The organism is Mycobacterium sp. 1482292.6 (assembly GCF_001672995.1).
GTDB lineage: Bacteria > Actinomycetota > Actinomycetes > Mycobacteriales > Mycobacteriaceae > Mycobacterium > Mycobacterium europaeum_A.
Genome location: NZ_LZKV01000011.1, coordinates 1 through 24,842, shown reverse-complemented (window position 1 = coordinate 24,842; position 24,842 = coordinate 1). Strand labels below are relative to the sequence as shown.

The following is a 24,842-nucleotide window of genomic DNA, read 5'->3' as shown; positions in this document are numbered from 1 at the left end:
CAGTAGTCGTCTGTCCGGCAAACGAGTGCGTTGCCTGTGTCAGCCGTTCGCGAGCCGGTGCCAGCCGAAAGGAAGTTGGGGCCACCAATGAGTGGTAATAGCAGGAACGCGCAGCGTGTCTTCGACGCCGGGGTGCTGTCTCTCGGCATCCCGATCGACGGGCTGGAAGTCGAACGCGACATCCAGTACGCCAGCTCAGCTTTCAAACGAGCAACCGAATATGACCCGGACATGTGCGACGCCTGGCTCGGCCGTGCCGCCGCGGGCGAAACGACCGCGGAAGTAATTCACCACCTGCATCGCACAAGCGAGGTGTTAGGACGAGAACAGCGGCGGCTGGGTCTTCCACCCCGCGCACTCTGCGGGCGCTTCGAGACCGGCCTTTACGTGGACTACACCTTGAGCTCTTTGACCGAGGTCAAACTCGCGTACGCCGCGAGCCTCATTCAGGGCAAGGATTACGATGAAGCCGAGCGGGCTCTCAGCGAACTGGCCGCACGGCGAGAAACAATGCCGGACTCGACGACCGACGAAATATGCGCCTACATCCGGGGTATCTTGCACTTCACCACCCAGCGCTGGCCCGATGTATTGACGGCATTGGCCCACTCCGCGTCATTCACCGACCAATACCTGGCGGCGGGCGCACATCTCATGGTGGGCTCGGCGTGCGCCCAGATGGGACTGTTCGGGGAGGGCCTACGCCGGCTCGACCAGGCACTCGAAGGCCCGATTCCGGCGGCTCGCCGGGCCGCCGAGTTCTGCAAGGGTCTCACGTTGCGAGAAATGGGCAATGAACCAGAGGCACGGAAGATCTTCGAGCGTATTTACAGCGAAGAACCGGGATTCGAGGCCAATTACGCAGCCCTGACCGATCCGAAGTACCGACTCGTCATTACATCCAAGGAAGTCATCGAATCCCGCACCGACAAATGGGACCCGGCTAGCGCTCCGACGCAGGCGGACCGTGACGCCGACTCCATAAACGAGCGCGGCAACGTGCATCTGCTCGCGGCGCAGCAGGAACTCGACCGCCAGGTCGGGCTCACCGAGGTGAAGGTGCAAGTCGCGAAGTTGCGGTCGGCGGCGCGACTGGCGAAATTGCGCGAGGACAAAGGCCTTAGTACCGGGTCACGCAGCCTTCATCTGGCGTTCACCGGCCCACCGGGGACCGGCAAGACCACGATCGCTCGCGTCGTTGCTAAAACCTACTGCGGCCTCGGTCTTTTGGAGTCGCTTTCCGTCGTCGAAGCGAAACGACAAGATTTTGTCGGCCAGCACCTCGGAAGCACCGCGATCAAGACGAGCACGTTGATCGACAGCGCCTTGGGTGGGGTGCTCTTCATTGACGAGGCGTACACCTTGATTCAGACCGGATTGTCGGGCGGCGACGCGTTCGGGCGTGAGGCGGTCGACACCCTGCTGGCCCGTATGGAAGACGATCGCGACCGTTTGGTCGTGATCATCGCCGGATACGACGCAGAGATCGACCGCTTCCTCTCCGCCAACGAGGGCCTTTCGTCGCGGTTCACCAAACGCATTCGGTTTCCGTCGTATACCCCCGCGGAGCTGGGTGATATCGGCCGGCTGATCGCGAAATCGCGCGACTCCGAACTGACACCCGCCGCCTACGAAGAGCTCGTGTCCGTGTGCACTCGACTGTGCGCCGAGGAGGCCACCGATCACGACGGCAACTTACGCAAGGGCATCGATTTGGCCGGTAACGGACGCTTTGTGCGTAACGTCATCGAAGCGGCCGAGGAGGAGCGTGCCTACCGTCTCACCGAGGGTCCCGAGGCCGGGCTGCACACCCTCGACGAGGAGGTCCTGATGCGCATCGAAGGAACCGACATGAAGGCGGCGCTGAGCGGCGTTCTGCAAACCTTGAATCTCAAATAAACATCCCGGGAGCTGTTTTGACGTACGAAATTGGCGGTGCTGACGCGGTCGATGAACCCACCAACCCTGCGGTCAACCCGTTGCGCTCACCACCACCGGTGGCCGGGCGTCATGCACTGGTTGATACGAACTTCACCAGCGCCAGACCGGGCGCGCCGACACGGCAGCCGGGCTTAAGCACACCGGGCGGCAACGAACTCGGATTGATTCGTCCTACCAAGCCGGTTCCCCGCCAGGGTTGGCGAAAGATGGTGCACCGCTTAACCGCTGGTAAATTGAACCCGGGCGAGTCCGCGGCCGAATCGCTGTTGCAAGCGCTGACTGATCGCATCAATCAACCGGTACCAGGCTCCTACAGCATCGCTGTGCTTTCCCTCAAAGGTGGTGTCGGTAAGACTACGACTACGTTTGCGTTAGGTGCCACGTTCGCATCATTGCGGGGAGACCGAGTGATCGCCGTCGACGCCAACCCCGACTTCGGAACACTAGCCCGACGCGGCCCGAATCAGAGCCGATCGACCGTGCGCAATCTTCTGTTGGAACCGGAGATCTTGCGGTACCCCGAGATGCGGCGGCATACGTCGCAGAGCACCAGCCGGTTGGAAATTCTTGCTTCCGAGCGCGATCCTGCTATTTCGGAGGCTTTTTCGGAAGGCGACTATCGCGCCGTACACCGAATCCTCGACCGCTTCTACAACATCATCTTGATGGACTGCGGCACAGGCTTGACGCATTCTGCCACACGGGGTGTTCTTGGAGTGGCGGATGCCTTGGTCGTGGTAGCTTCGCCGGCGATCGACTCCGCGCGCAGCGCCCTGGCGACACTTGATTGGCTGCAATACCACGGCTACGCCCATTTGGTGCCCGATGCCAGCGTGGTGCTCAGTTCAGCTCGACCGGGTGCTATGCCGATCAACGTCGAGCAGCTGACTCAACGTTTCCAATCTCAGGTGCGTTCGATATTCGTCGTGCCCTATGACCATCACCTTGCCGCGGGTGGAGAAATTACATTGGAGCTACTGAACCGCAAAACACGAGGCGCGTACATGCAACTCGCTGCCTCGGTCGCCGACGGGTTCCGTCGCCCTACGGCCCACCCGGTTCGATGATCCCGCGGCCGGAGTTCGCCTGACCGTCGCGGTACCGATGCTGTTCCCCTGCACCGCGATCCATGCCGGCATCGGCCACCGGTGTGACAGACGGCACCTCGGCCGCGCCACGTGATTGTCGAGCAGGGGCGCCTGGGTTGTACCGCGCATATCTGGCTTGCAGCGCCTCATAGGACTCCCGCGTCGCATGCGTGCGCGCGGCCGCGGCGGCCTCAGCGTGCGCATGCGCAGTGGCCTGCCCGTCAGCACCATACTGCTCAGGCGGCGACGGCTGATACTGCATCGCATATGCCTGGTACGCCTGAGCGAGGCGTACATACGCTGAATAGTCACGGGCATGGGCCAATTCAGCGGATCTGACAAGTTTGGCCTCGTGGAGCAACGCAACGAGCGCGGCGAGGGCCTGCAGAAAAGTGAGGGCCAGGATGCTGCCCAATGCCCACCTGTGCTCGTCAGCCTGGATCCAGTTGGCAAGCGTGTCAGAAAGACCCGCGACGGCGAGTGTGACGACAATCCAGCCCCGCACGGACTGGCCCGGCAGCAATCCGACCGCCGCCACGATCGCTGCCAACACACTGAGCCGCACCGGGAATCCGAGCAGCTCGCGCGTGCCGAGGCTGACCGCCAAGGCCGTCGGGCCCAGCACCGCGACAGCGGCCCACAAAGATTGACGTAGCCGATTCACTCGTCTTTGAGACGAGTCAGCCCTCAATGGGCTTCCGCCATAGGTATAGCCAGGCGCGCCGTAACCGGCGGATGCCGAATCACTTTGCGGGTCGGTCATGGCCCCTCCCTGCGCGTCCCGTCGATCACCACTAATAGTCAGTCCGACATGCCCAACGACGACTTGATATAACGCATCTCGTCGGGAGTGGCCACCATCGTCACCATCGCTGAGGCTGACCGGGTGCACACCTGGAGGAGGTCGCGATTGTGATCAAGCAGTCGCAAGGTAACATCGGCATCCGTTGATGGCTCGGCGTGCGGTGCTCTGACAACCATCGTCGTCACCCCGTCGCGAACCGCCGGATCTGCGACCCCGTCGAACATTTCGATCCCATAGTCGCGATCCGAGCGGGCACTCATCGAGTCAACGTCGCTGTCGTTGACACTCAGAAGACTAGGGTCACCGACCTGTTGAACCATTCCCCGCCACGCGACGGGCCGGCGGGTCTGAACCCGGACCCAGGCGCCCAACGCCGAGGACCGCAGCACCACTTGTTGAGCCAGATGCAACGTGCCGCAGATCTCCACCCGACTCACACTCGGGCCAAATAGCGCCACGGCAACAGCTCGTCCGTGCTCGTCCGCCCCGACCACCTGACCGCATCCGGACACGGATAACTCGAGGTCCCCAAGCGCCTCAACGCCATTCCGGAAGTACCAGTTCGGCACCGACCGTCGCGGTGACGGCAACGGCAAACTAGAGATCAGCGCGGCATATTGTCTGCCGGCCAAGCGCCCCAGGCCGAGCGGCTGAACCCGGGGCTGTCCTTGGCCATCAAACCGCACCAGGCCACGAACCTTGATCAGGCCATTGCGTTCGTCACGACGCAGCGATATACACACCGTCGTCGAATCACTCGGCACCGCGCACAGCAGTCCGATGGCATCAGTGGCAAGCATTGCAGGTTTAAGAAGGTAGCTGCGCAGTTCCAACCTAGCCGTGCGGCAGGCGCGCCAGGTTTCCTCAATGGCGCTCGGATTGATGCCATGTGACATTTCGCTCGTGGCCTGCATGATTTCGTCGGCCGTCATGATCTGCGCACGCAACCCCGCATCGGACAGCCGGTTGGCAACCCGCCGGGTGGCAGTAGCCGCCGTTCGCACAATGGCTTGCCAGCCACCCCCTCGGTTGCGCACCGCATCGGGACACAATGTCGGGTCCAAACGGACCGTTACCAACACCGAGCGCTGGGCGACCGCCGGCAATGGTCCCAGCACCGCCTCGTAGACCGACCCGATCTGGCCGCGGCGGCGCAATCGTGCACCTTGGCTAATCACATCGATAGAGTCCAGCCTAATATCGAACTGCACCAGGCTATCCGCCAGCAATTGGGCCGAAACCGTCTCGCCAGGCGGCGTGACCGCCGGTTCCAAGACCGTCATTACCGGACTGTTCTCCTGTACGCGCACCACGGAAATCAGGACTTTGCCGTCCCACTGGAAACCGATCCTCGACCCGTCGGATTGTTCCGCGTCGAACGGATCGCTGCCCCCGGCGCTGCGCTTGCGGCGGCGTCGTTCATACCAAAAGCCCAGTCGCTCCGATGCCCAGCGCGGCATCGACCATCCGCGGATTCTCGTCACAAACGCCAACGCCACTGCCGCGCCGGCCGCCACACCGTACCAGCGAGGCCCGTTGAGCGAAGTCTCGACGGCGACGCCAGTGGCGACGAAAAATTCCAGCACCAGCAAGTCGGTAAAGGGCAGCAAGCGTTGCGGCACGATCACCGCCGATACAGATGGACCCGCATGCGTGAGCGGATGCCTCACGAGCCGCCGCTTAATGTCATGGCCGTTCACTGACTAGTCCCCTTCATGCGTGCCAACCGATTTCGGACTCCGGCCGGTTGGCGGGCCATGCAAGTAAGCTGATATCGCCGTCAGGCATTCTGCCGAAACTCTGATGGGGGCCACCATGCCAGCGCAAGTCACTACACGCGCGCAAGTAAATGGATACCGCCTTTTGATTCGGCGGATTGAACACGCACTGATCCGTGCCGACTCACGGATGATCCACGACCCCATGCGCGGACAGATGCGTGCGCTGTTGACGGGGGTGGTCGTGGCCATGGTCGTTTGCGGCGCGGCCGGAGTGCTCGCGTTCTTCAAGCCGGCGCCCGGCTTCGGTGATTCGGCGATAATGATCAGCAAGTCGAACGGGACCTTGTTCATCCGAATCGGCGACCGGCTGCACCCCGCCCTCAACTTGGCGTCAGCACGGTTGATCGCGGGAAAGAGCGATCCGCCACAACAAGTCGATGACAAGTTCCTTAACACCGTCGCATTGGGCCCGGCGGTCGGAATCCTGGGCGCCCCTAGCAGAATCGACGGTGGCGAGAACATGGCGATGTCCTCATGGACGGTATGTGATTCCACCCAAACCCCCTCCGTCTCTGAGCTGGCCGGCGCATCCATGGTCGAGACTACGGTGCTCGCAAACGACCCAGCGTTTGGCGAAGACATCCGGGCCGCTGCACCCGAGCAGACGTTGCTCGCCAAAGCCAACGACACCACATACCTCATATATAACGGCGTACGGGCTGAGATTAACCCCATCGATCCCACTCTGTACAACGCACTGCGCTTGGCCGACGGCGAAGTTCGACCGGCTTCGCCGGGATTTCTCAACGCCTTCCCGTTGGTCGAACCGATCGTGCCGATCGTCATCCCCAACGTCGCGGAGCCAACCACCTATCTGCCGGAGACCTACCGGGTCGGCGCGATTCTGAGAACCGTCGACTCGCGAGGTAGTCAGCTCTACGTGGTGCTGAGAGAAGGGCTACAACCCATCTCCCCCGCGACCGCCGACATCATCCGGTACGGTAACCCCAATTCTCCTGCGGTGTCAGAGCCGATCGGCATATCCCCGGCCATCGTCAGGGACGTGCCAGTTGTTCACAACTTACCTGTCAACCATTACCCGGCAACGGCACCGCGTTTCGTACATACGGACCCGGACCGCGTGGTTTGCATGTCGTGGCAGCGCAATAGTTCGCCGGGCGAGGCAACCACCCGCCTGCTCGTCGGACGCCGCCTACCGCTACCCGGCGGTGCGCAGCCGGTACAGCTGGCCACTGCCGATGGCGGCGGACCCGGGCTTGACAGCGTGTACCTCAAACCCGGTACTGGGGAATACGTTCAAGCCTCCGCCGACGGTCCCGACAGCTCGGCACTGGGCCAATCGTTCTACGTCAACGACCTCGGTGTCCGATTCCATATCCCCGACCAGGCTGCAGCGACAGCGTTGGGCGTCGTCGGAGTCAAACGGCCCGGCAGCACCAACGCAATGCCTCAGGCGGCACCGTGGTCGGTACTGAGGTTACTTCCGCCCGGACCCGAATTATCCCCGCAGGCAGCGCTGATCGCCCACGACGGGATGGCGGCCGATCCTAACGGCCATGCAGTCACACCACCCAAGCACTGATCTCGGACCCCGCGCCTTCATCGGAACCCCTGCACGCCAACGGAGCCATTGTCTAACAAGTCGGAGGCACTGGCTACCAATGAGTCGCGCGCTTTCTCTCCGCAGCGTTCGGTGCAACCAAAAGTGAATCTGTTGAGAGGTTTTGCCTACCATGCAGCTTCGACATCAGATGCGCATCTCGCGAAAGAAAGCGTAGAGCCGGACAATCCAGCAAACCAATGGAAATATCAATCCGATAGCAATGTACTCGAAAACTTCAACCCGACGCCGCATTACCGGAGAGAACTCTCGGCCAGGCGCGATTAGCCCGCACACCACCAAGAGTGCCGTCAAGACGACCAACATAACGGCGGCATTGGTCTGCCAGTCCTTGACGAAAGTGGCCGTCTTGAGGATGACGGCCAACGCGATCACCAAACCAGCTACGATCAGCACCGCCGACTGGACCAGGTCGTGATGGCTGCGCCCCCGTAAACACAGAACCGTTGCTACCACGAAACCGAAAGCCGCCCCCTGCCAGAAGAATTCATCCGCGACGCCAGCAGCGAAATAGCAGCCGACCACAGCGAGTACTGCGGCGGCGCCCACTAACCCGGTCAGATACTCCCTTGCCCGCCGCACCTGCTCGACCATCCCTTCCTCGGTGGGGATGACCTGCTTGCCAACCGCATTGACGCCCTCGACCGCGTTGCCGATTTGCGTCTCGATATCGTCAAGCGGCTCACCAGCCGTCGGAACGCGCGGCACCGGCAGCCCAGACACCAAGATCGTGGCTCGGGGGGCGACGTAGACCACGACGACCGCGACGGTCGCCAAAATCGCTCCCACACTTCGCGGATTCGGGTGCAGCAACAACTGCGCTAGCAGGGCTGGAACACCTAACACCGCAGCCGCGATCACCGCGGTATACAGCGTTCGGCCGCGAACGGAGCCCAGCAGCTGCAACAACGCCACCAACGCCGTCACGGACATAGCCATGGGCAGGGCGTTCACGCCGTAGGCGGCGGGTAACGCATCTAGCGAGCCGCCGAAAATCAACGGGAGCGCTGTCACCGCCAGCCACGCCGCCTTGCATGCGTCACCGGACCGGAACGAAATCACGAATGCGCCAACCGCATAGCCGACCCCAACCAGCAACGCGGACACAGCGGCAGCCGGCGTGCCGGCGAAACCAGCTACAGGGGCGACGCGAGGAAGTAGTAGGGCGGCGGCAGCCGAGAGGACGATGCCGGTGGCGAACCACCCTGACCTCCAAAGTTGCTCAGCGAACCACCGCCAGCGATGGTCGCCCGGACTGGGCATGTCTTCCAGATTGTCAGCCAGCGACGATGACGCGGGTGCGCCCGCCTTGCCTACGACTAGGAGCTCGCCGTCATGGACACCCGCTTCGGCCAACGACCGGCCCGGATCAATATGGTCACCTGTCAGGCGCGTAAAGATCCACTTACCCTCGGAATTATCGATTTTGACATCCACACCGGCTTGAACGAGAAGCTGGTCGTTGGCTAACTCGATTACGTCGTTAACAATTGCCGAAGTGGCCACGCCGGTGGGCACGGCGACGTCGATCAGCAGTCCACCGACCACGACGGTGATCCGGCCGAGGTCATGCTCATCGGTTGACTCAGAATCCAGCTCGGATAATGATGGCGGCAACGTCATCGGGCAGCGCCCCCTTCTGACGAACAATTCAGGGCGACAATACCTTTGAATGACCTTCGGGTGCTCATCGAGTGAACCGGCTCCGCGGGCAGGCATTCACACAGGAGGTGGCTTGGCACGGCAAGGGTTCGTTCGCCGCCTGCGCATCGCGCCGCCGCGAATGCCCGGCGGAGAGGTCCAGCTTCAGTCGCCTCCGGAAGTGCCACGCATCATCCCTGGCAATTTGTTGACCAAGCTGATGCCGGTGATGATGGCTGTCGCGGTCGTCGGGATGATCGCTCTGATGGTCACGGTGGGCGGCCGTGATGTCAGCCGCAATCCGACGTTCCTCATTTTCCCCATGATGATGGTCATGTCCATGGCCGGCATGTTCATGGGCGGCGGTGCTGGCGGCAAACCCGGGAAAGCCGCCGCAGAACTCGACGAGGAACGTAAGGATTTCTTCACCTACTTGGCCGGGCTGCGCAGCGACGCCGAAGAAACCGGTGCAGCCCAGCGCGCCGCTCTGGAGTGGAGCCATCCAGACCCACGAACTCTTATCGAGGTGGCCGGCACACGCCGGATGTGGGAACGCCGCCCCACCGACCACGACTTCTGCCACGTTCGCGTCGGCGTCGGGACTCAGCGGCTGGCCAGCCGTCTGATCGCCCCAGAGACGGGACCACCCGAAGACTTGGAGCCCGTCTCGACAAATGCCTTGCGGCGCTTCGTCAGCACGCACTCGGTGGTCCACGCATTGCCAACGGCTGTTTCGCTCCGTGCTTTTCCCACGATCAGCTTCGATGGTGACCGCCAACTCGGTCAGCAGTTGGTGCGGGCGATGATTCTGGAATTGTGCGCCTTCCACGGCCCAGACCATCTGCAGGTCGCAGTGGTGACGGCCAGCCCGGACAGTCCGAGCTGGAGCTGGGTGAAGTGGCTGCCCCAGGCGCAACACCCGTCGGCGCGTGACGGGTGCGGCACCATGCGGATGCTGTACCCGTCGTTGGAACTATTGGAAAATTCGCTGGCATTCGAGCTCGCCGAGCGGGGACGGTTCAACCGTAACGCTCAACCGAAGCAGGGTGCCAAGCAGTTAGTCGTGGTCATCGACGACGGCTACGTCACCGGTGATGAACGATTGATCACCGACGCCGGGCTGGAGAGCGTCACGGTGCTCGACCTTAATGGCCCTCGCGGAGACCGTCCGTCGGCGCGCACCCTGCAATTGGTGGTGGAAAACGACGACGTGGCCGCACGCACCGCGGCCGGCACCGAACGCTTTGCCACTCCAGACCGCCTGACACTGGCCGAAGCCGAGGCCGCCGCCCGCGTCTTCGGCGGGTACCAGCTCGGCGGTGCTGCCCATCTCGTCAACCTCGACTCGGAGTCCCGCGCCAGCGATCCCGGTTTGATGGCCCTGCTGAAAATTCCCGACGCCGCCGAACTCATCCCCGAGGACGTGTGGCGACAACTAACTCCACGGCGACGCTTAAGGGTTCCCGTCGGTTATACCCCGTCGGGCCAACCGCTCGAACTGGACATCAAAGAGTCCGCCGAGGGCGGCATGGGCCCTCATGGATTGTGCATTGGCGCGACCGGCTCAGGTAAGTCTGAATTCCTGCGCACGCTGGTGTTGGCGATGATCACGTCGCACTCACCGGAAGTGTTGAATCTGGTTCTGGTGGACTTCAAAGGTGGGGCAACGTTTCTCGGGCTGGAGGGCGTCCCACACATCGCCGCAATCATCACCAACCTCGACGAGGAACTCACGCTCGTCGATCGGATGCGCGACGCACTGGCCGGCGAGATGAACCGCCGCCAGGAGTTGCTGCGCTCGGCGGGTAACTTTCCCAACGTGACCGAGTACGAACGCGCCCGGACCAACGGCGCTGAATTGGACCCGTTGCCAGCGTTGTTCATCGTGGTCGACGAGTTCTCCGAGTTGCTGTCCCAAAAGCCAGATTTCGCGGAACTATTCGTAATGATTGGCAGACTCGGCCGATCGCTGCACATACACCTGCTGCTCGCGTCGCAGCGGCTCGAAGAGAGCCGGATGCGCGGGCTGGACTCCCACCTCTCGTACCGGATCGGACTCAAGACCTTCTCGGCAGGTGAATCACGCAGTGTGCTCGGCGTTCCCGACGCCTACCACCTGCCCAGCGTGCCGGGCTCGGCCTTCTTGAAGTGCGACGCGGATGAGCCGATTCGGTTTAATTCTTCCTACGTATCTGGTGACTACGTCAGTCCCCGCATCTCGTCACGAAGCGGGCGGGTATCACTGCTCGGTGCCCAGGCGCCGAAACTGTTCACCGCCACCCCTGTCGAGACGGACCCCGCGGCACCTGCACCGATCGAGGAGGCCGCTGACGTGGCCGAGACCGAAACGTCTTCCGGGCCGACGAAAATCACCCTGCTCGACGTCGTGGTAAGTCGCCTGCGAGGCCACGGGCGCCCGGCACACGAAGTGTGGCTGCCGCCGCTGGAGGCTAGTCCCGCGGTCAACGACCTCTTGCTCTATTCGCCGTGGAATGATCCTCGCAACATCAACGGGCAGTTGTGGCTACCGATAGGGGTAGTCGACCGCCCTTATGACCAACGTCGCGACAGACTGGCGGTTGATCTCTCAGGTGCTCTCGGCAATGTCGCAGTGGTCGGCGGCCCGCAGTCGGGCAAGTCGACAGCGATCCGCACCTTGATCATGGCCGCGGCCGCCACGCACACTCCCGAACAACTGCAGTTTTACTGCCTTGATTTCGGCGGCGGCACCCTGGCCAGCCTGGCGGGCCTTCCGCACGTGGGCAGCGTGGCCGGGCGCATGGACGCCGACCGCATTCGGCGCACCATTGCCGAAATCAGCGGGCTGCTGCGCGAGCGGGAGTTGCGGTTCAGAGACCTCCGGATCGAATCGATGCGAGATTTCCGCCAACGCAAGGCCCAGTTGGCGGCGGCGCATCCCGACATCGCCGCCACAGATCCCTTGAGCCAGGACAAGTTCGGCGACGTAGTACTGGTGGTCGACGGGTGGGCGACAATCAGGAGTGACTTCGAAGCGCTCGAGCCGGCATTGCAGGCCATCGCGATCCAGGGCCTGTCCTACGGTATTCACTTGATCGTCGCGGCCAGCCGCTGGATGGAAATCCGGCCCGCCGTCAAAGACATGCTTGGCAGCCGTGTCGAGCTGCGCATGGGTGACCCGATCGACAGCGACATCGGCCGTAAATGGGCCGAACTAGTTCCGGTTGGCCGACCCGGCCGCGGGATGAACGCGGAGCGATTACACATCTTGATCGGGTTGCCGCGACTGGACTCAAGCTCCGACGTCGAAGACCTACCCACCGGGGCCGCCGCTGCCTGCGAGGCGGTGCGCCAGCTGTACGGCGACCGGCAGGCTCCGCCGGTGCGCATGCTTCCGCATAATGTGGACCGAACCGCTGTCGTCGACTTCGCCCGCCGGGCAGACGCCCTCGGGAAGGCAAAGGTGGCCATCGGCATCAGTGAAGCCGAATTAGCCCCTGTTGTACTGAATTTCGACGTGCAACCGCACTTGGTCGCGCTTGGGGACACCGAATGCGGTAAGACCGGATTATTGCGCAACATCGCCCAGGGCCTGATGGAGAACAGTTCACCGCAAGAGTGCAGGATCGTACTGGTCGACTTCAGGCGCACCTTGCTCGGCGTGGTCGACAACGATTATCTCGGCGGATACGCGACGGCTGCACAATCGTGCGCGGAGCTGATGACCTCGTTGGCGGCATCGTTGAAGGACCGACTGCCGCCCAGCGACATCACCCAACAGCAGCTCAAAGAACGCTCGTGGTGGCAAGGCCCGGATCTCTATGTGTTGATCGACGATTACGACCTGATTCCCGGCGGATCGCTCAATCACCCCCTAGGGGCACTAATCGAATACCTCCCGCAGGCACGGGATATCGGTCTGCGCGTCGTCGTCACTCGACGGATCGGCGGCGCCGCGCGAGCCATGATGGATCCGATCCTCGGCCGACTCAAGGATCTTTCGTGCAACGGCCTGGTAATGAGCGGCACCAAGGACGAGGGCGCGTTGTTCGGCTACAAAGCGCAGCCGATGCCGCCGGGACGCGGGATGTTCATCTCCCGGACGACGAAAAGTGACGTAATCCAACTTTCCTGGATGCCCGACCTATGACAGGTGCCTTGGCGACGGACGTTGGCGTCATGTCTCCCGCGCCTCAACGGGTGCGGTTGTCGTTCTTGAGCAGCCGAACTCAGGTGGATGTATCACTGCCGCTCGATGTGCCAATCGTCGTCCTGCTTCCGCACTTGGTGAAGTTGACGGCGCCGCGCGAGGTCGACGCGTCCGAGGACCCGTCCATCACGGAGGCAAAGAATGACATCTGGGTGCTCAACCGGCACGACGGAGAGACGCCGCTGCCGCCAGACAGCACGTTGCGCGAAGCCGGCGTAGCCGAGGGCGAACTACTGCGGCTGACCGCCAAGCGTGCGTTGACCCCGCCGACGCTCTACGACGACGTGGTTGACGCGGCCGCGCGTCTGAACAAGGCCGCCCATCCCGGATGGGACGGCACTGCGGCGCGTTGGATGGCGTTCGCCGGCGTGTATCTCACTTCCGGTGGTTGGGTTTACCTGCTGCTGTCAAATACGTTCGCGGCCAAGCGCACTCCGTTGGTGGCGTGGTCGGTGACCGTGGCCCTGGCGCTGGTAGGAGCGGCCGCTTTGGCCTACCGCCGCTACGCGCAGCGCGATATCGCAGCGGCGCTTGGGTGGGCGGCGTTGCCGATCGCCGGTGCGGTCACCTGGGTAGCGGTTCACGGGTTAGGCGGCTACGGGTTGGCGGCCGGCTGTGCGGCAATGACGGCACTTTGTGCCGTTCTGCATCTCGCTGTAGGCACTGGCCATTGGGGTTACCTTGTCTTTCAAGTGATCTGCGCCCTAGGTGGAATCGCGCTGGCGCTGTACGCCGCAGGGCTTGGCACCAGCGTGGCTGGTGTCGGCCTGGCACTCGTCGCCACGCTGGCTTGCCTCGCGGTGCCCAGCGCGACCCGCCGTTTCCCTCGGGTCGCGGCGCTGCGGCGCCGTCACGGCCGCAGCGACGTCACGTCCGGGAATCCGTCACGTGGCCACGATGTGTGGGCTCGCGTGCGCTCAGAGACGTTCACCCGGTCGGCGCTCTACGCAGGATTGGCGCTAAGCGCTGGGCTCGGTGCGGTTGTCGTCCTGATATCTGTGCGGCCGGTCCGGTGGTCTGGCGCGATTTTCGCGTTGGCCTGCGCCGCGACGTTGGCACTCCACTCGCAGCGGCCCATCACCGTCGTGGAGCGCGCGGCGTTAGCGGCACCAGCCGTAGCCCTGACGGTATTGAGTTGTCTTCTGGCACAGAACGGTAGCCGCCCGATATCCATCGTCACGTTCGGTGCACTGCTAGTAATGGCTGTGGTGTTTGCGGTGATCGGTGCCACGGCCCGGCCCGGGCGAGCGCCCCAACGGCTCCAGGCGTTGCTTGCTTACCTGCACTACCTGGTCGTCGCCGCGCTGATCCCCCTGGCCTTATGGGTGGTTGACGGTTACGAGCGCTGGGGCTCGGCATGATTCGCGCGGTGGCGGTCTTGACCGTCATCCTGTTCATCGCGGGATCGGCCACGGCACCGGTACCAGCGCTCGCCGTCGAACCTCCGCTGGTACCGCCAGGGCCACCACCCGGCGGGCCCGTCGCTCCGCCGGACCCGACCGAACAGAAAGCCGCCTGTGGCGTCGGTGCAACGTTTCCTGGCAGCGCGTTCCGGCAGCGTCCATATGCCGACACCATGCTCGACTACAGCGCAGCATGGAGGTTTTCGCGCGGCGCCGGGCAGAGGGTCGCAGTGATCGACACGGGTGTGTCACGCCATCCCCGGCTGCGTTCATTAGAAGGCGGCGGAGACTATGTTTCGGCGTCGGACGGCCTGGAGGATTGCGACGCCCACGGCACCGTGGTCGCGGGTCTAATTGCCGCCGCTCCGGATCCCGACGACGCCTTCGCCGGCGTAGCGCCGGACGCCACCATAGTGTCGATCCGCCAGAACAGCAATGTGTATTCGGCGCACGGAGCCGGTTCTGCACAAAACGATCCGAATGCGGTGGCGCCGGGCTATGGAAGCACGCAGACCCTGGCGCTGGCCATCGTCCGCGCCGTGGATCTGCGTGCGACGGTGATCAACCTGTCGGAGACAGCATGCGCGCCGGTGGGCGCCGGCATGAACGACGCCGCACTTGGACAAGCGGTTCGCTACGCGTTCGAGCGGAACGTGGTCGTCGTGGCCGCCGCCGGCAACGTTGACTCACAGGGTCTTTGCAGTGCGCAAAACGAGGTGCGTGACCCCAATCTTCCGCTGACCGACGCGTGGAATTCAGTGCGCACGATCGCGAGCCCGCCGTGGTTTCAGGACTATGTCCTGACCGTCGGCGCGGTGGCGCCGGACGGGAGACCTAGCGATTTCTCACTGCACGGACCATGGGTGGATGTGGCTGCACCGGGCGAGCAGCTGACCTCGCTGAGCCCCAATGCGCCTGGGCTGATGAACGCCTGGCAGGACGCGCAGCGCGGCATGGTGCCGGTTAACGGCACAAGCTTCGCTGCCCCCTTTGTATCCGGCGTCGTCGCCCTCATGCGATCGCGTTTTCCCGAAATGTCGGCCGCAGAGGTCATGGAGCGGATCAAACGCACGGCGCAGACACCGGCGGCCGGGCCAAACGCGGCGACCGGCTATGGAGTTGTCGACCCGATCGCCGCGTTATCACGCGTCGTGCCACCAGCCACCGAGGCACCGGCTCCCTTTGCCGGCCGTGCCATTACCGCTCCGACCCCGCGGGAGGCGGTCGTTAGCCGAGGCCGCGACCTTGTGCTGGGCGTCGTCGCAGCCTGCGCGGCGCTGGCGGTGATCGCCATAGTGGTGATCGGTGGCGCGACCGGCAACCGAAAGTGAATCGAAGCGGCGACAGAATTAGAGGTGTGATGAACAATCGATTCAATGCGGATCAGGCCTCGGCAGGTCCTCACCTACCTTCCTCCGAAGGGTCTTGGGCACAAACGCTTACGTCACACGGTGATGCTGAGGACATCGACCGGCCTGACGCGCACGCCCCCGTGCGCGACGAGTCTCAGGACGAAACATGGGGTTTCGCGGCGGCCGTCGACGAGACTGCGCCGACCGGGTCTGGCGACATCGATGAAATCGAAGGCCGCGCCGCCCGCCTGATGGCCCAAGTGGCAGCCCAGCGGCTGCAAAAGCAGGCACAGCAACCGGAATCGGTCGACGACATGTCGTCGGATGGAAACGAGGAACCTTGGGATGATAACGAATTCGAGTCGATGACCTTGGAGGACGCCACGGAGGACGTCGTCGTCGACGACGATTCGAACAGGCCAAGCTCCACCAGACAAATGGCGTTACCTCCGTGGCAGTCTTTTACCTCTCCGGTGGGCACGGAGTTCGACGCATCGGAAGCCCGCTCACCGGCCGTTAACCGTGACGAGCCGCCGGCAGCCCCGGTGCGGACACCCCTTGGCCCCGTGCCACCACCGCCGCCTGGGTGGCCGCCCGGGCTACCCCTGCCGCAGCGCGATTGGCAAACCCCCCCGGAGTGGCCGCCTGGGTTACCGCCGCTGCCGCCCGGCTGGCAAGCCCCACTGCCGTGGTTGCTTCCGCCCGAGCAGGCGGCGCCGAACCGACAAGGGCACGACGACGCCCCACCGAGTTCAACGGTGCCGAGTGGTCCAATACAGCAGCGACTTACCGAGCACGTTGCGCAGCAATCGTTTCAGGTCCCACCGCCGCTGGACGAAGCCGAGATCGTCAACAAGGTCCGGCACGCGCCGGAGTCGGGGTGGCGAGCGGTGGTGTACAAGGTCACCGGCGGTCGCATCAATCCAGGTCTGTCCCGCAAAGACCGTGAACGGCAGGCGCTGCTCGAGCAGATCCGACAGCCGATCGCCGGTGATTTCCGCATCGCGGTGATATCCCTCAAGGGTGGAGTCGGAAAGACGACAACAACTCTGGGTCTGGGCTCGGCGTTGGCGACAGTGCGTACCGACCGGGTCATTGCTGTCGACGCAAATCCGGACCGGGGCACTCTGGCGGAACGCGTCGCCGACACATCGAACACGTCGACCGTGCGGGATCTTTTGCGGGATCCCAACATCACGCGGTACGCCGACGTTCGCAATCACACCCGAATGGCTTCCAGCCGACTGGAGGTGCTCGCCAGCGAGCAGGACCCTGAAGTGGCGGAGGTGTTCGGCGAGACCGACTACCGCTGCACGATGGACATTCTTCGGCACTACTACAACATCATTCTCACCGACTGCGGCACCGGAATCATGCACTCGGCGATGACCGGAATCCTCGACTTGGCCAATGCGATCGTTCTAGTCACGTCGCCGGCTATCGACGGGGCACGCAGCGCCTCGGCGACGTTGGACTGGCTTGCTCAGCACGGTCACGCCGCGTTGGTGCGCGAAGCCCATGTGGTATTGACCGCACCGAAACCGGGTTCCGCGGCGGTCAAGCTAGACAAGGTAGTTGAACACTTCGCGGCCCGGTGCAGGTCGACGCACGTCATTCCATTCGAACGGCATTTGGCCGCGGGCTCCGATTTCGATTTCGGATTGCTCAAGCCCCAGACCATGCGCGCTTACCTCGAACTGGCCGGCGCTGTGTCAGAAAAGTTCTCGCGGCCCCGCTAGCCTGGCGCTGAAATCGCCTTGGCCCGCGTCCTGGCGGCAAAGCGGGTGGTAAACGCGAAGGCTGCCTCGGCTGTCGGCCCTGACGTTGCGGTCTGCACGACGCCGTCGTCGGCGACCAAGAACGCCGGTCGCTCGATCGCGATCTCGCCTTCGGCGGCCGGAAAGTACACGTGCCAGCCAGCGTCCATGCGGGTCGCCTCCAGCCGATCGAGCGAGTCATCGGCGGTCTCGACTCGGTTTACGCGGCAGTAATCGGCGACCAGTTGCTTGGCGACCTCGGCCCCGATGCGTGCATGGGCGGGAAGCAGCACACCGGCCGCGTCGAGCTGGGCGAGCGCTTCGGCGAAGTCGAATCCAGCGGGAACGCCATCTGGGAACAACCTGTTGAGACATCGCGGTGTGGCCACGAGCGCCTCGGCGGCAGCGATGAATTCCCGAGCCGCCGTCAGTGTCTCGTCGGTGGCCGTCGTCCCCGCGATCGACACCATGTCGGCAACCAGGCGGGCCGCATGGTCGGCGGTGTCCAGGTCGGGCATCGCATCAACGATTTCGTCGACCGGCTCCCATTGCTCTGGCGTCTCGCGGATATCGGCCCTGTACCAATGGTCCCCGTCCCACCAGTAACAAAACGACAGCAGGCCATCGGCGACCCGCTCATCGAGGTACCAATTGTGCACCCAGCGTGGCGCGCCGCGGTATAGCTCAGGAAAATCGATCACACCCCAATACGCCGCCGTCAACAGCACCGAATCATCAGCGCCGCCGGACAATACCGCACGACCGTCGGGCAGGCGGGCCAGCGTGCACCCGCCACGACCACCGCGATAGACACAATAGGTCGGGTTAATGCGTGGTCCGAGCGGCGCATCGGATCCGCCGCACACCGCCGCCAGCGCCGCCATTCGCGACCACAGCTCCGGCAGCGGCGGAATCTCATCGTCGGCTAGTCGCGGCGCCGCACGCCCACCCACCCCGTTACCGGCCTGAGCCTCCGCTGCCTGTGCCGCAGTGCGCACCTGCTGACCCTCGTAGGCAATGTGTGCCATCAGCCACAACGCAACATCGGCACGCGGATAACGCTCCAAATCAACCAGATACGCTTCGCCGGACAGAAGATGCTCCCACGGAATCATCGTGTCCCCGTAGTCGAATCCCGCCTGCACCATCCCGCCGCGGTCGACATGGAGTAGCAACCTCAGCCACGGGCCCTGTTCACCCGCTGTCAACTCGCGATGAGCCCGCGCCCGCTGCATCGCCCCGACCTCGACGGGCACTCCAACCGCACCACCAGGGGTGTCAGCGACCACATCAACGATCTCTTCGTCCCCGGCCACGCTGAACACCGCTCGGAGCGCATCGAAATCAGGCGGTGCGTCCCCGGCTAGAATCAGCGCAATCTCCTCCACCAGCTGCTGCGCATCCTGCGCCGAAGCCTCAGAAGTACCGGAAATACCCTCGGTGGCTAAGGATGTCGGCTCAGACGCAATGGGATCCACCCGGGCTTCCGACGCTTCCGATCCCTGCTCCGTCACACCCTCACCTCGTGATCAACCTGCAGAAAACACACGGCCACGGCAAAAACCTCCACACCTAACCATATAGCTATGGCGGCCGAAATCTGTTGTGCACCAGGCGATAACAGTGCACTGTCCCCTAATAGGGTGTGACACAACCGGATTCCTCATTAAACGGCTCATCTACTGACGCAGTGCGCCAGATCCGAAGCCCACCAATCCACGCGACGCTATCGCGGGGGATCCGCGACCCGCGGAGACGGATGCGAACGTTAAAGTGTTTACGTGGCTCCAAAAGTCGCAACAGCCGAGCCTCGTGAACGAACCATCCGTCACGTGACCAACGATGGTCGTGTCCGTAGGGGTCGTGAACTACTGTGAGCAAGGCCCGACCTTCCCAATGCGCGCCAATGCCGGTGTTCGTCGAATGCCTGATTCCCAGATGTTCATCCCCGGGGAAGGTGCGGGCACCTAACACACCGCCTGACTGAGGCGCATCACACGTTTCGATCATTGCCTTTTTCACCGGATAGGGCGGTCGAGGGTTCGGGTTTGCCCCTGGTGGGGGTTGATTGGATAGCGGAAGGGAGCCCTCTCCGATAACTGACCCACATTGTCTGCTGGTTGAGGTTTTCCGCCCGATCAGCACGGCATCGAGACTTATCCTGTTCTGCGCCCGCTCCTGTTCTGCGCCGCGAATTCGCCGAGGTCATTGACGTTGACCTACGAAAAATCCCAACCCGCGGCCCAAAGGCGGTCAAGACCCGCGGGTCTTGCAACACTGATTCGATGGCGTTATCGACGTCGGTGTCATCGTCGGGAGGACTGTCCTTTGGCACCGTTGGGCCAACGCTCTCCGAATGGCTCAGGGCACCCAGCCGTGCCACTGAATCGGCCGAGCCTGCCGCCGAGATCATGTCCGCCGCAGCGCTGTTGGCAGCAGCGAAAGCCGCTAGCCCGGCAGGAACAACTGACAAGACCACCGCCGAACCCTCCCTGCCTGAACCGCGAAGCCCCGGGCCCGCGACCGAGCTGAGCCAAGGGCACATAGCCTTATCCGTTGACCCAGCGATTCCTCAATCGTGTCCTCACCGAGACGCCACCGCCACGACACGCCTCCTCTTTGGTGAGAGGCTTCAACTCCCACGCCACGACACAGCGGCGAGAATGCCGACTACAGGTAGCTGTGGTCCGGGTGATACCGAACATCTTGATACCAGTGACCACGTCCAGTATGGTGCAGGCGGAGTTATGGTGCGCCGCATTAGGTTTGCAGGCACCGTGGCGTTCTGGGCTTTCGGGGAGTTGAGCACCGGCCGACCCAAGCGGCGGACGTGCTCGAAAAACATGGCGCCGGCAATTCCGCCATCGCTGATGTGTACCGTTTGGGCGCCCGTGTGGGTAGAGAACAACTCGCCGTAGCGATTCCAGGAAGACCAGCTGGTGGAGTCGCTGTCGAGCATGACCACAGTGTCCGCTGCTGCCACCGCGCAGCCATCCCCGCTGACAGCGGTCGCCCGGAGCTGTTGCGCGCCGATGACACGGGCCTCGAGGCCGTACTCGTCGAGTTCGGGAGGCTGAACCCAACAGATCGCCAGGTCAATGCCGCCTTCGGCGACCCGGGCGACTTGGGTATGTGACGGCAGCACCCAGGTGTCGATGTGGACATTCGCTACCGCCGCGGTCCGCTCGAACAAGTTCGCAGGAAGCCAATCGACATAGCCAAGCCGGACGGGATCAGAATCCGATAATCCAATTGCGCGAAGACGCAAGAGATCTGCTTGATCAACGAGGGCACCGGCGCTATCACAACGGTCCGCGGGGATCTTTGGCCATTCCTTTGGCGACTACTAAATCTAGAATCGGTGGGAGCCCGGGACGCAGCTGGCTGAGTCTGGGGCGCCACGTCCAGGTGCGCGAGGATCAGCTGTTCGACGCTGTCAGCCGGAAAGAAGGTTCCCTTCGCGATCTCCCACAGCGCGCTCTTCTCCAACACCACGTCTGCGACCGGGCTTTTGAAGGTGGTGTTCTCGCGTTCGAGGGCTTTGAGGCGTTCAGGCGTCCTCGTCGTTCAACCCGCAAACTAGTTTCGCCACCGATGGTAGGTGCCCTCGGAGACACCCAGTTCGCAGCACACCGCCGCAGTGTCCTTACCCTCGGCCAGCAGCCAATCGGCCGCCAACAGCTTGCGCACAATCTGCTCAGGGCTGGGCCGCTTCCTCGTCGCCATGATCTTGATGAGCCTTCCTGCCCACGTCGTGGGCTGCAAAACTCTCATAAGCAATGCATCAAGCAAACGGGATCAGGCCAAACCGATACTTTGCGATCGAGCATCGAGCTCAAACGTGATGAGAACCCGCCAACAGTTTGGAGTGACCCAGTCACTCACGGCAGCCGGTAAAAGGGGTTGGGAAGCTGAAATGTCCGTTCAGAGAAGCCACCGTTTAGGTCTGATGGCTGGTCGCCGATATTGGCGATGATCAAATAGCCCTGCTGCTCTATTGCCCGCCGCTGCGGGGCCTTGAAATCTGTAGCGGACACAAAGTGCTCCCCAGCCGGTTCCATGATCAACTGTTTGTAGCCGATGTAGCCAACCGTCGCGAGGTTACGTTCTGTGCCGCCACGCTGTGGTTCCGAGCGGCCAGTGATAAGGAAAATGTCCGCGCCGTACGCCTTTGCAGTGTTGAAAATTTCAAGAGAAGATGCGATTGCGGGGTCCTCTCCACGATCGAACCATGCGTTGAGCCCACACGGACCGGCGGGAGGGAAGTCGCACGGCCCGTTGAGGACAATGCCGAAGTCGTCGGCCTTAATCGCAACCCAGTTGGACAATGCGGTCTCATCGATGTCGAATACGACGGCAGGTTTGGCCACCTTGGGCGCTTCTGCGGTTATCCAATCTATCGCCGGCGTCGCGGCGGCTGCAAGGTCCGCTTCGTATGCACCGCTATCATGGTATTGCGTCGCCATGCTTTTCACATCGCCGATATTTCCAAGGTATCGCCAAGACACTTTAGGGTCTGGCTCGGCACGGGCACTGGGCCCGGCTGCAACGAAAGCCACAGCGGCACATAGAACGACATGGTTCAGCGTTCTTTCATGGCTCCATATGATGCCCAAGGGTGATCTGACGCGCATGGTACTGCTCCCATCTCTTTCTGATTCAGAGGGCGCCGTCTGGCAACTATGTCGTGCCGGAGTCCAGTTGACCGCCATTGATGCGCGTTGGGTTCGTAGTAAGTGCGGCAGGGAGGTCTGTACGGCGGCGACTGGGCGGCCAAGTGCGTTTACGCGGAGCGGTGCCCACAAACGGGCGGATCGAGAGGCGGTGGCCCGCAGCGGTGTCTCTGCAGGGCGTCGCGTGCCGGCCGCCGTGCCGAAAACGGCCCGCGAGAAGGTCCTCCGACGGCGGTTGTCGAAACCCACGCCGATCCGTTCACGTGCCTTACTGCGACTGACAAGCGGACCGCTCGTCATCCGTCTATTCCGATGCACGCGCAGTGACCACAGCCTTGGCGTCATCGCTACGAGTTGAGCTCCGCCGATACTATGCGGGCGATGGATGACCACACCGTAGAAGGTGGTGGGCGCTGACTTCTGCGATCCGAGAGTTGTTCGTGTACGGGTGGTTAAAAGCTGTCGGTCCCAGTCGTATCGACGCAAACATGCACGCGGATCCAATCGGAAGCCTCCTGAACTGGCACTGAGCCGTTTATCAGCGATCTATAACGCGCTATAGCAGCGTCCGTTAGATGACATCAGCCGAACGAGGACTGTCGTGTCGAACCACAATGGAAAGAAGCCGCGTAAGACTAGGTCCGATGCGGCCACAGGCCCCGAGCACCCCGCAGAAATGCCTCACCTGACCGCTGGTGCCGTCGCTGTACAGCGGCCTGAAGCCCCCGCCGAGAAAGATATTCGTCGCCCCTTTCATAAGATCGAATGTGCCCTTGAGGCCCTGGCGCACCCCTGCTCCGTTGAGTGCCAGAGCACGCACAAATGCCTTGGGCGACAAGCCGCGCTCACCTTCGATCTCCGCTAACCTGACCAGCGCTGGGCAACTATCCACCCTTAAACCTTCCCTGGCATAACGGATCCATCTTCGAGGAAGTCAAGAAATTCTACTGTTCGCTGAGCGGCGATCGAAGCCTCGCAAGGGTTGTGACGAACGTGGTGTGGGCTTGATGCTGGTTGTGGAACGGCGGTCCCCGGAGCCCTTGGCGAGTCATGATGTGGCCCGCTCATTGCTCTCGTTGGGTCGTGGGTTGCGGTCGCGGTGATCTTGCGCGGAGCGGGGGCGAAGGTGAGGGTTAGGCGGCACTGCGGCCGGCTGTGCATTTACTCACCAAGCCAAACCTCAAGCAGCTCACAACCGAACTCGCATCTCCCTGCGTTCCTGTGGATTTGCCGTGGTCACCGTCGGACGAGCTTGCGCCGCTACGGCGGCGTTGGTTCTCACCGCCATCACGCCGGACGAACACCTGCTCGACGATCTCATGGACGAGCCCACATCACCAATCTCTACACCAGTCGCCACCCAACCCACTACATGGCGCCTGACATCCCCCACGATGGCTTTCTCGCGACTTCCTCATGCGCCACAAAGAATTCATCCGCGACTGACGGCAGAAGCGACTGAAGTCATACACTGAATCTAAGATTCACCACGTATGCACCCAGGTGCGAGGAGGGGATGCCCGTGACGAACCGGCGCGACCGCAACGCCGAGGCCACCAGATCCGACATTTTGACAGCCGGACGCGAAATATTCTCTCAATTCCAGTATTCCGATGTTACCGGTCTGCAGATCTGTGAACATGCAGGCGTCACTCGTGGAGCTCTGCAGCATCACTTCGGAAGCAAGCTGGGATTGTTTATGGCCGTCTTCGAAGGCCTCCAACACGAGGTCTATCTGCTAACAGTAGATGCGATCAAACGAAAAGACGAGCCCTGGCAACGCATTCGAGCCGGCATCACAGCATTTCTAGACGCTTGCACCCAACCCGCGTACCAAATGGTAGTGCTCAAAGAAGGCCCCGCCGCGATCGGCTGGGAACGCTGGCGAGAGCTCGACGCGGACTACTACGGCAACTTGACTCGCGAATTCGCCGCTACGCTGGCTCCGGCCGGAGCTAGCAATTACACATCGACCATGGTGGTGGCCACCATGCGCGGCGCATTGGCTGAAATGTGTTTTACGATCGCAGAATCCGACGATCCCGTCACAGCTCGGCACGAAGCCCTGACTGTCATCGATAAGCTCTTATACAGTTTCCGCCCAACACCGCCCCCCACACCCGCTAATAAGCCGAAGCGCACACGGGCCGACAAAAGACGCGATGCAACCGACAATACCTCGAAGGGGCGGAAACCGGGCGAACGCGCGACGACGCCGCCCCGGCGCGTTAGCTTGAAACGCTTACGCGAGGCGACGAGCTAACCGGTCTGACCAAGCTGTCGATGCCCTAGTCGTGCTGGCTTTTCCGGCCTGTCGAGCGCAGGTCGTGGGGATCCGTTCCCTCACCGTTCACACGGGGTGTTTGCGGCGCGAAGTTTGGCTGGCTATTGCTGTGAAGAGCTGGCTCGGGTGGCCGCCGTCAGTTCGTGGGCTGCTGCAGGCGCGCCACGACCCGTCCGCGGCGGGTCACGTCGATGGTTTCGCCGGCCGCGACGCGGTCGATGTAGTTGCCGAGATCGATTCGCAATTGCCGGATGCCGATGCGATCGGGTATCGCGCCAGTGTGGGTCACCTGCGGCGACTCACAGGCCTTGCTCAGAAGGCAATCGATGATGGCTAGGGCATGGTG

General features: G+C 62.7%; 15 protein-coding genes and 1 pseudogene. 8 read left to right on the top strand and 8 right to left on the bottom strand.

Features of this window, described 5'->3' with window-relative positions:
- Window positions 1-87 precede the first annotated feature (87 nt).
- Window positions 88-1,899 carry a type VII secretion AAA-ATPase EccA gene (gene eccA, locus A5624_RS00315; protein WP_066859731.1) on the top strand — a complete coding sequence of 604 codons (1,812 nt, stop codon included), beginning with the start codon at window positions 88-90 and terminating at the stop codon, window positions 1,897-1,899.
- Window positions 1,900-1,916: 17 nt separating this feature from the next.
- Window positions 1,917-3,008 (top strand): MinD/ParA family protein, encoded by a 1,092-nt coding sequence (locus A5624_RS27005; protein WP_156748690.1) that lies wholly within the window; start codon window positions 1,917-1,919, stop codon window positions 3,006-3,008.
- Here A5624_RS27005 and A5624_RS00305 read toward each other — a convergent pair.
- Together A5624_RS00305 and eccE are read right to left on the bottom strand one after the other, a co-directional pair.
- Window positions 2,986-3,792 carry a DUF5336 domain-containing protein gene (locus A5624_RS00305; protein WP_156748689.1) on the bottom strand — a complete coding sequence of 269 codons (807 nt, stop codon included), beginning with the start codon at window positions 3,790-3,792 and terminating at the stop codon, window positions 2,986-2,988. The two genes, A5624_RS27005 and A5624_RS00305, sit on opposite strands and share 23 nt — an antisense overlap.
- 38 nt (window positions 3,793-3,830) lie before the next feature.
- Window positions 3,831-5,534, bottom strand: coding sequence for a type VII secretion protein EccE (eccE, locus tag A5624_RS00300; RefSeq protein WP_232002162.1), 1,704 nt, complete (start codon window positions 5,532-5,534; stop codon window positions 3,831-3,833).
- A 103-nt stretch (window positions 5,535-5,637) separates the two neighbouring features.
- Here eccE and eccB point away from each other — a divergent pair, with 103 nt between their 5' ends.
- A complete protein-coding gene (gene eccB / locus A5624_RS00295; protein WP_232002161.1) occupies window positions 5,638-7,158 on the top strand; it encodes a type VII secretion protein EccB in 1,521 nt (506 codons plus the stop codon).
- Window positions 7,159-7,323: 165 nt separating this feature from the next.
- On the opposite strand, the gene eccD (A5624_RS00290) is transcribed toward eccB, so the two are convergent.
- The gene (eccD, locus tag A5624_RS00290; protein WP_066859720.1) at window positions 7,324-8,820 is read right to left on the bottom strand and encodes a type VII secretion integral membrane protein EccD; all 1,497 of its coding nucleotides are present in this window, start codon (window positions 8,818-8,820) and stop codon (window positions 7,324-7,326) included.
- Window positions 8,821-8,932: 112 nt separating this feature from the next.
- Here eccD (A5624_RS00290) and eccCa point away from each other — a divergent pair, with 112 nt between their 5' ends.
- Genes eccCa through A5624_RS29365 form a run of 4 tightly spaced genes read left to right on the top strand, consistent with a single transcriptional unit; the run spans window position 8,933 to window position 17,521 of the window.
- Window positions 8,933-12,967, top strand: coding sequence for a type VII secretion protein EccCa (gene eccCa, locus A5624_RS00285; RefSeq protein ID WP_197508018.1), 4,035 nt, complete (start codon window positions 8,933-8,935; stop codon window positions 12,965-12,967).
- Window positions 12,964-14,388, top strand: coding sequence for a type VII secretion integral membrane protein EccD (gene eccD / locus A5624_RS00280; RefSeq protein ID WP_066859711.1), 1,425 nt, complete (start codon window positions 12,964-12,966; stop codon window positions 14,386-14,388). Before eccCa ends, eccD (A5624_RS00280) begins: the two co-directional genes overlap by 4 nt.
- Entirely contained in the window at window positions 14,385-15,761 is a 1,377-nt protein-coding gene (gene mycP, locus A5624_RS00275) for a type VII secretion-associated serine protease mycosin (RefSeq protein ID WP_066859708.1), read from the top strand. Before eccD (A5624_RS00280) ends, mycP begins: the two co-directional genes overlap by 4 nt.
- 29 nt (window positions 15,762-15,790) lie before the next feature.
- A complete protein-coding gene (locus A5624_RS29365) occupies window positions 15,791-17,521 on the top strand; it encodes a MinD/ParA family protein (protein ID WP_082990437.1) in 1,731 nt (576 codons plus the stop codon).
- Here the strand turns inward: A5624_RS29365 and A5624_RS00260 are convergent.
- The 4 genes and pseudogenes from A5624_RS00260 to A5624_RS00245 all read right to left on the bottom strand — a co-directional run bounded on the left by A5624_RS00260 (window position 17,518) and on the right by A5624_RS00245 (window position 22,005).
- The gene (locus tag A5624_RS00260) at window positions 17,518-19,053 is read right to left on the bottom strand and encodes a hypothetical protein (protein ID WP_156748688.1); all 1,536 of its coding nucleotides are present in this window, start codon (window positions 19,051-19,053) and stop codon (window positions 17,518-17,520) included. The two genes, A5624_RS29365 and A5624_RS00260, sit on opposite strands and share 4 nt — an antisense overlap.
- A 1,118-nt stretch (window positions 19,054-20,171) precedes the next feature.
- Window positions 20,172-20,807, bottom strand: coding sequence for a hypothetical protein (locus A5624_RS28410; RefSeq protein ID WP_197518884.1), 636 nt, complete (start codon window positions 20,805-20,807; stop codon window positions 20,172-20,174).
- 185 nt (window positions 20,808-20,992) lie between these two features.
- A pseudogene (locus tag A5624_RS28775) lies at window positions 20,993-21,265 on the bottom strand (transposase); the annotation flags it as partial.
- A 155-nt stretch (window positions 21,266-21,420) separates the two neighbouring features.
- Entirely contained in the window at window positions 21,421-22,005 is a 585-nt protein-coding gene (locus A5624_RS00245; protein WP_232002159.1) for an HAD family acid phosphatase, read from the bottom strand.
- A 1,723-nt stretch (window positions 22,006-23,728) separates the two neighbouring features.
- On the opposite strand from A5624_RS00245, the gene A5624_RS26995 reads away from it, so the two are divergent.
- Complete coding sequence (locus tag A5624_RS26995; protein WP_082990435.1) at window positions 23,729-24,475, top strand: TetR/AcrR family transcriptional regulator; 747 nt, start codon at window positions 23,729-23,731, stop codon at window positions 24,473-24,475.
- Between the two features lie 157 nt (window positions 24,476-24,632).
- Here A5624_RS26995 and A5624_RS28405 read toward each other — a convergent pair.
- The coding region (locus tag A5624_RS28405; RefSeq protein WP_197507997.1) for a type II toxin-antitoxin system Phd/YefM family antitoxin at window positions 24,633-24,842 on the bottom strand (210 nt) is incomplete at its 5' end.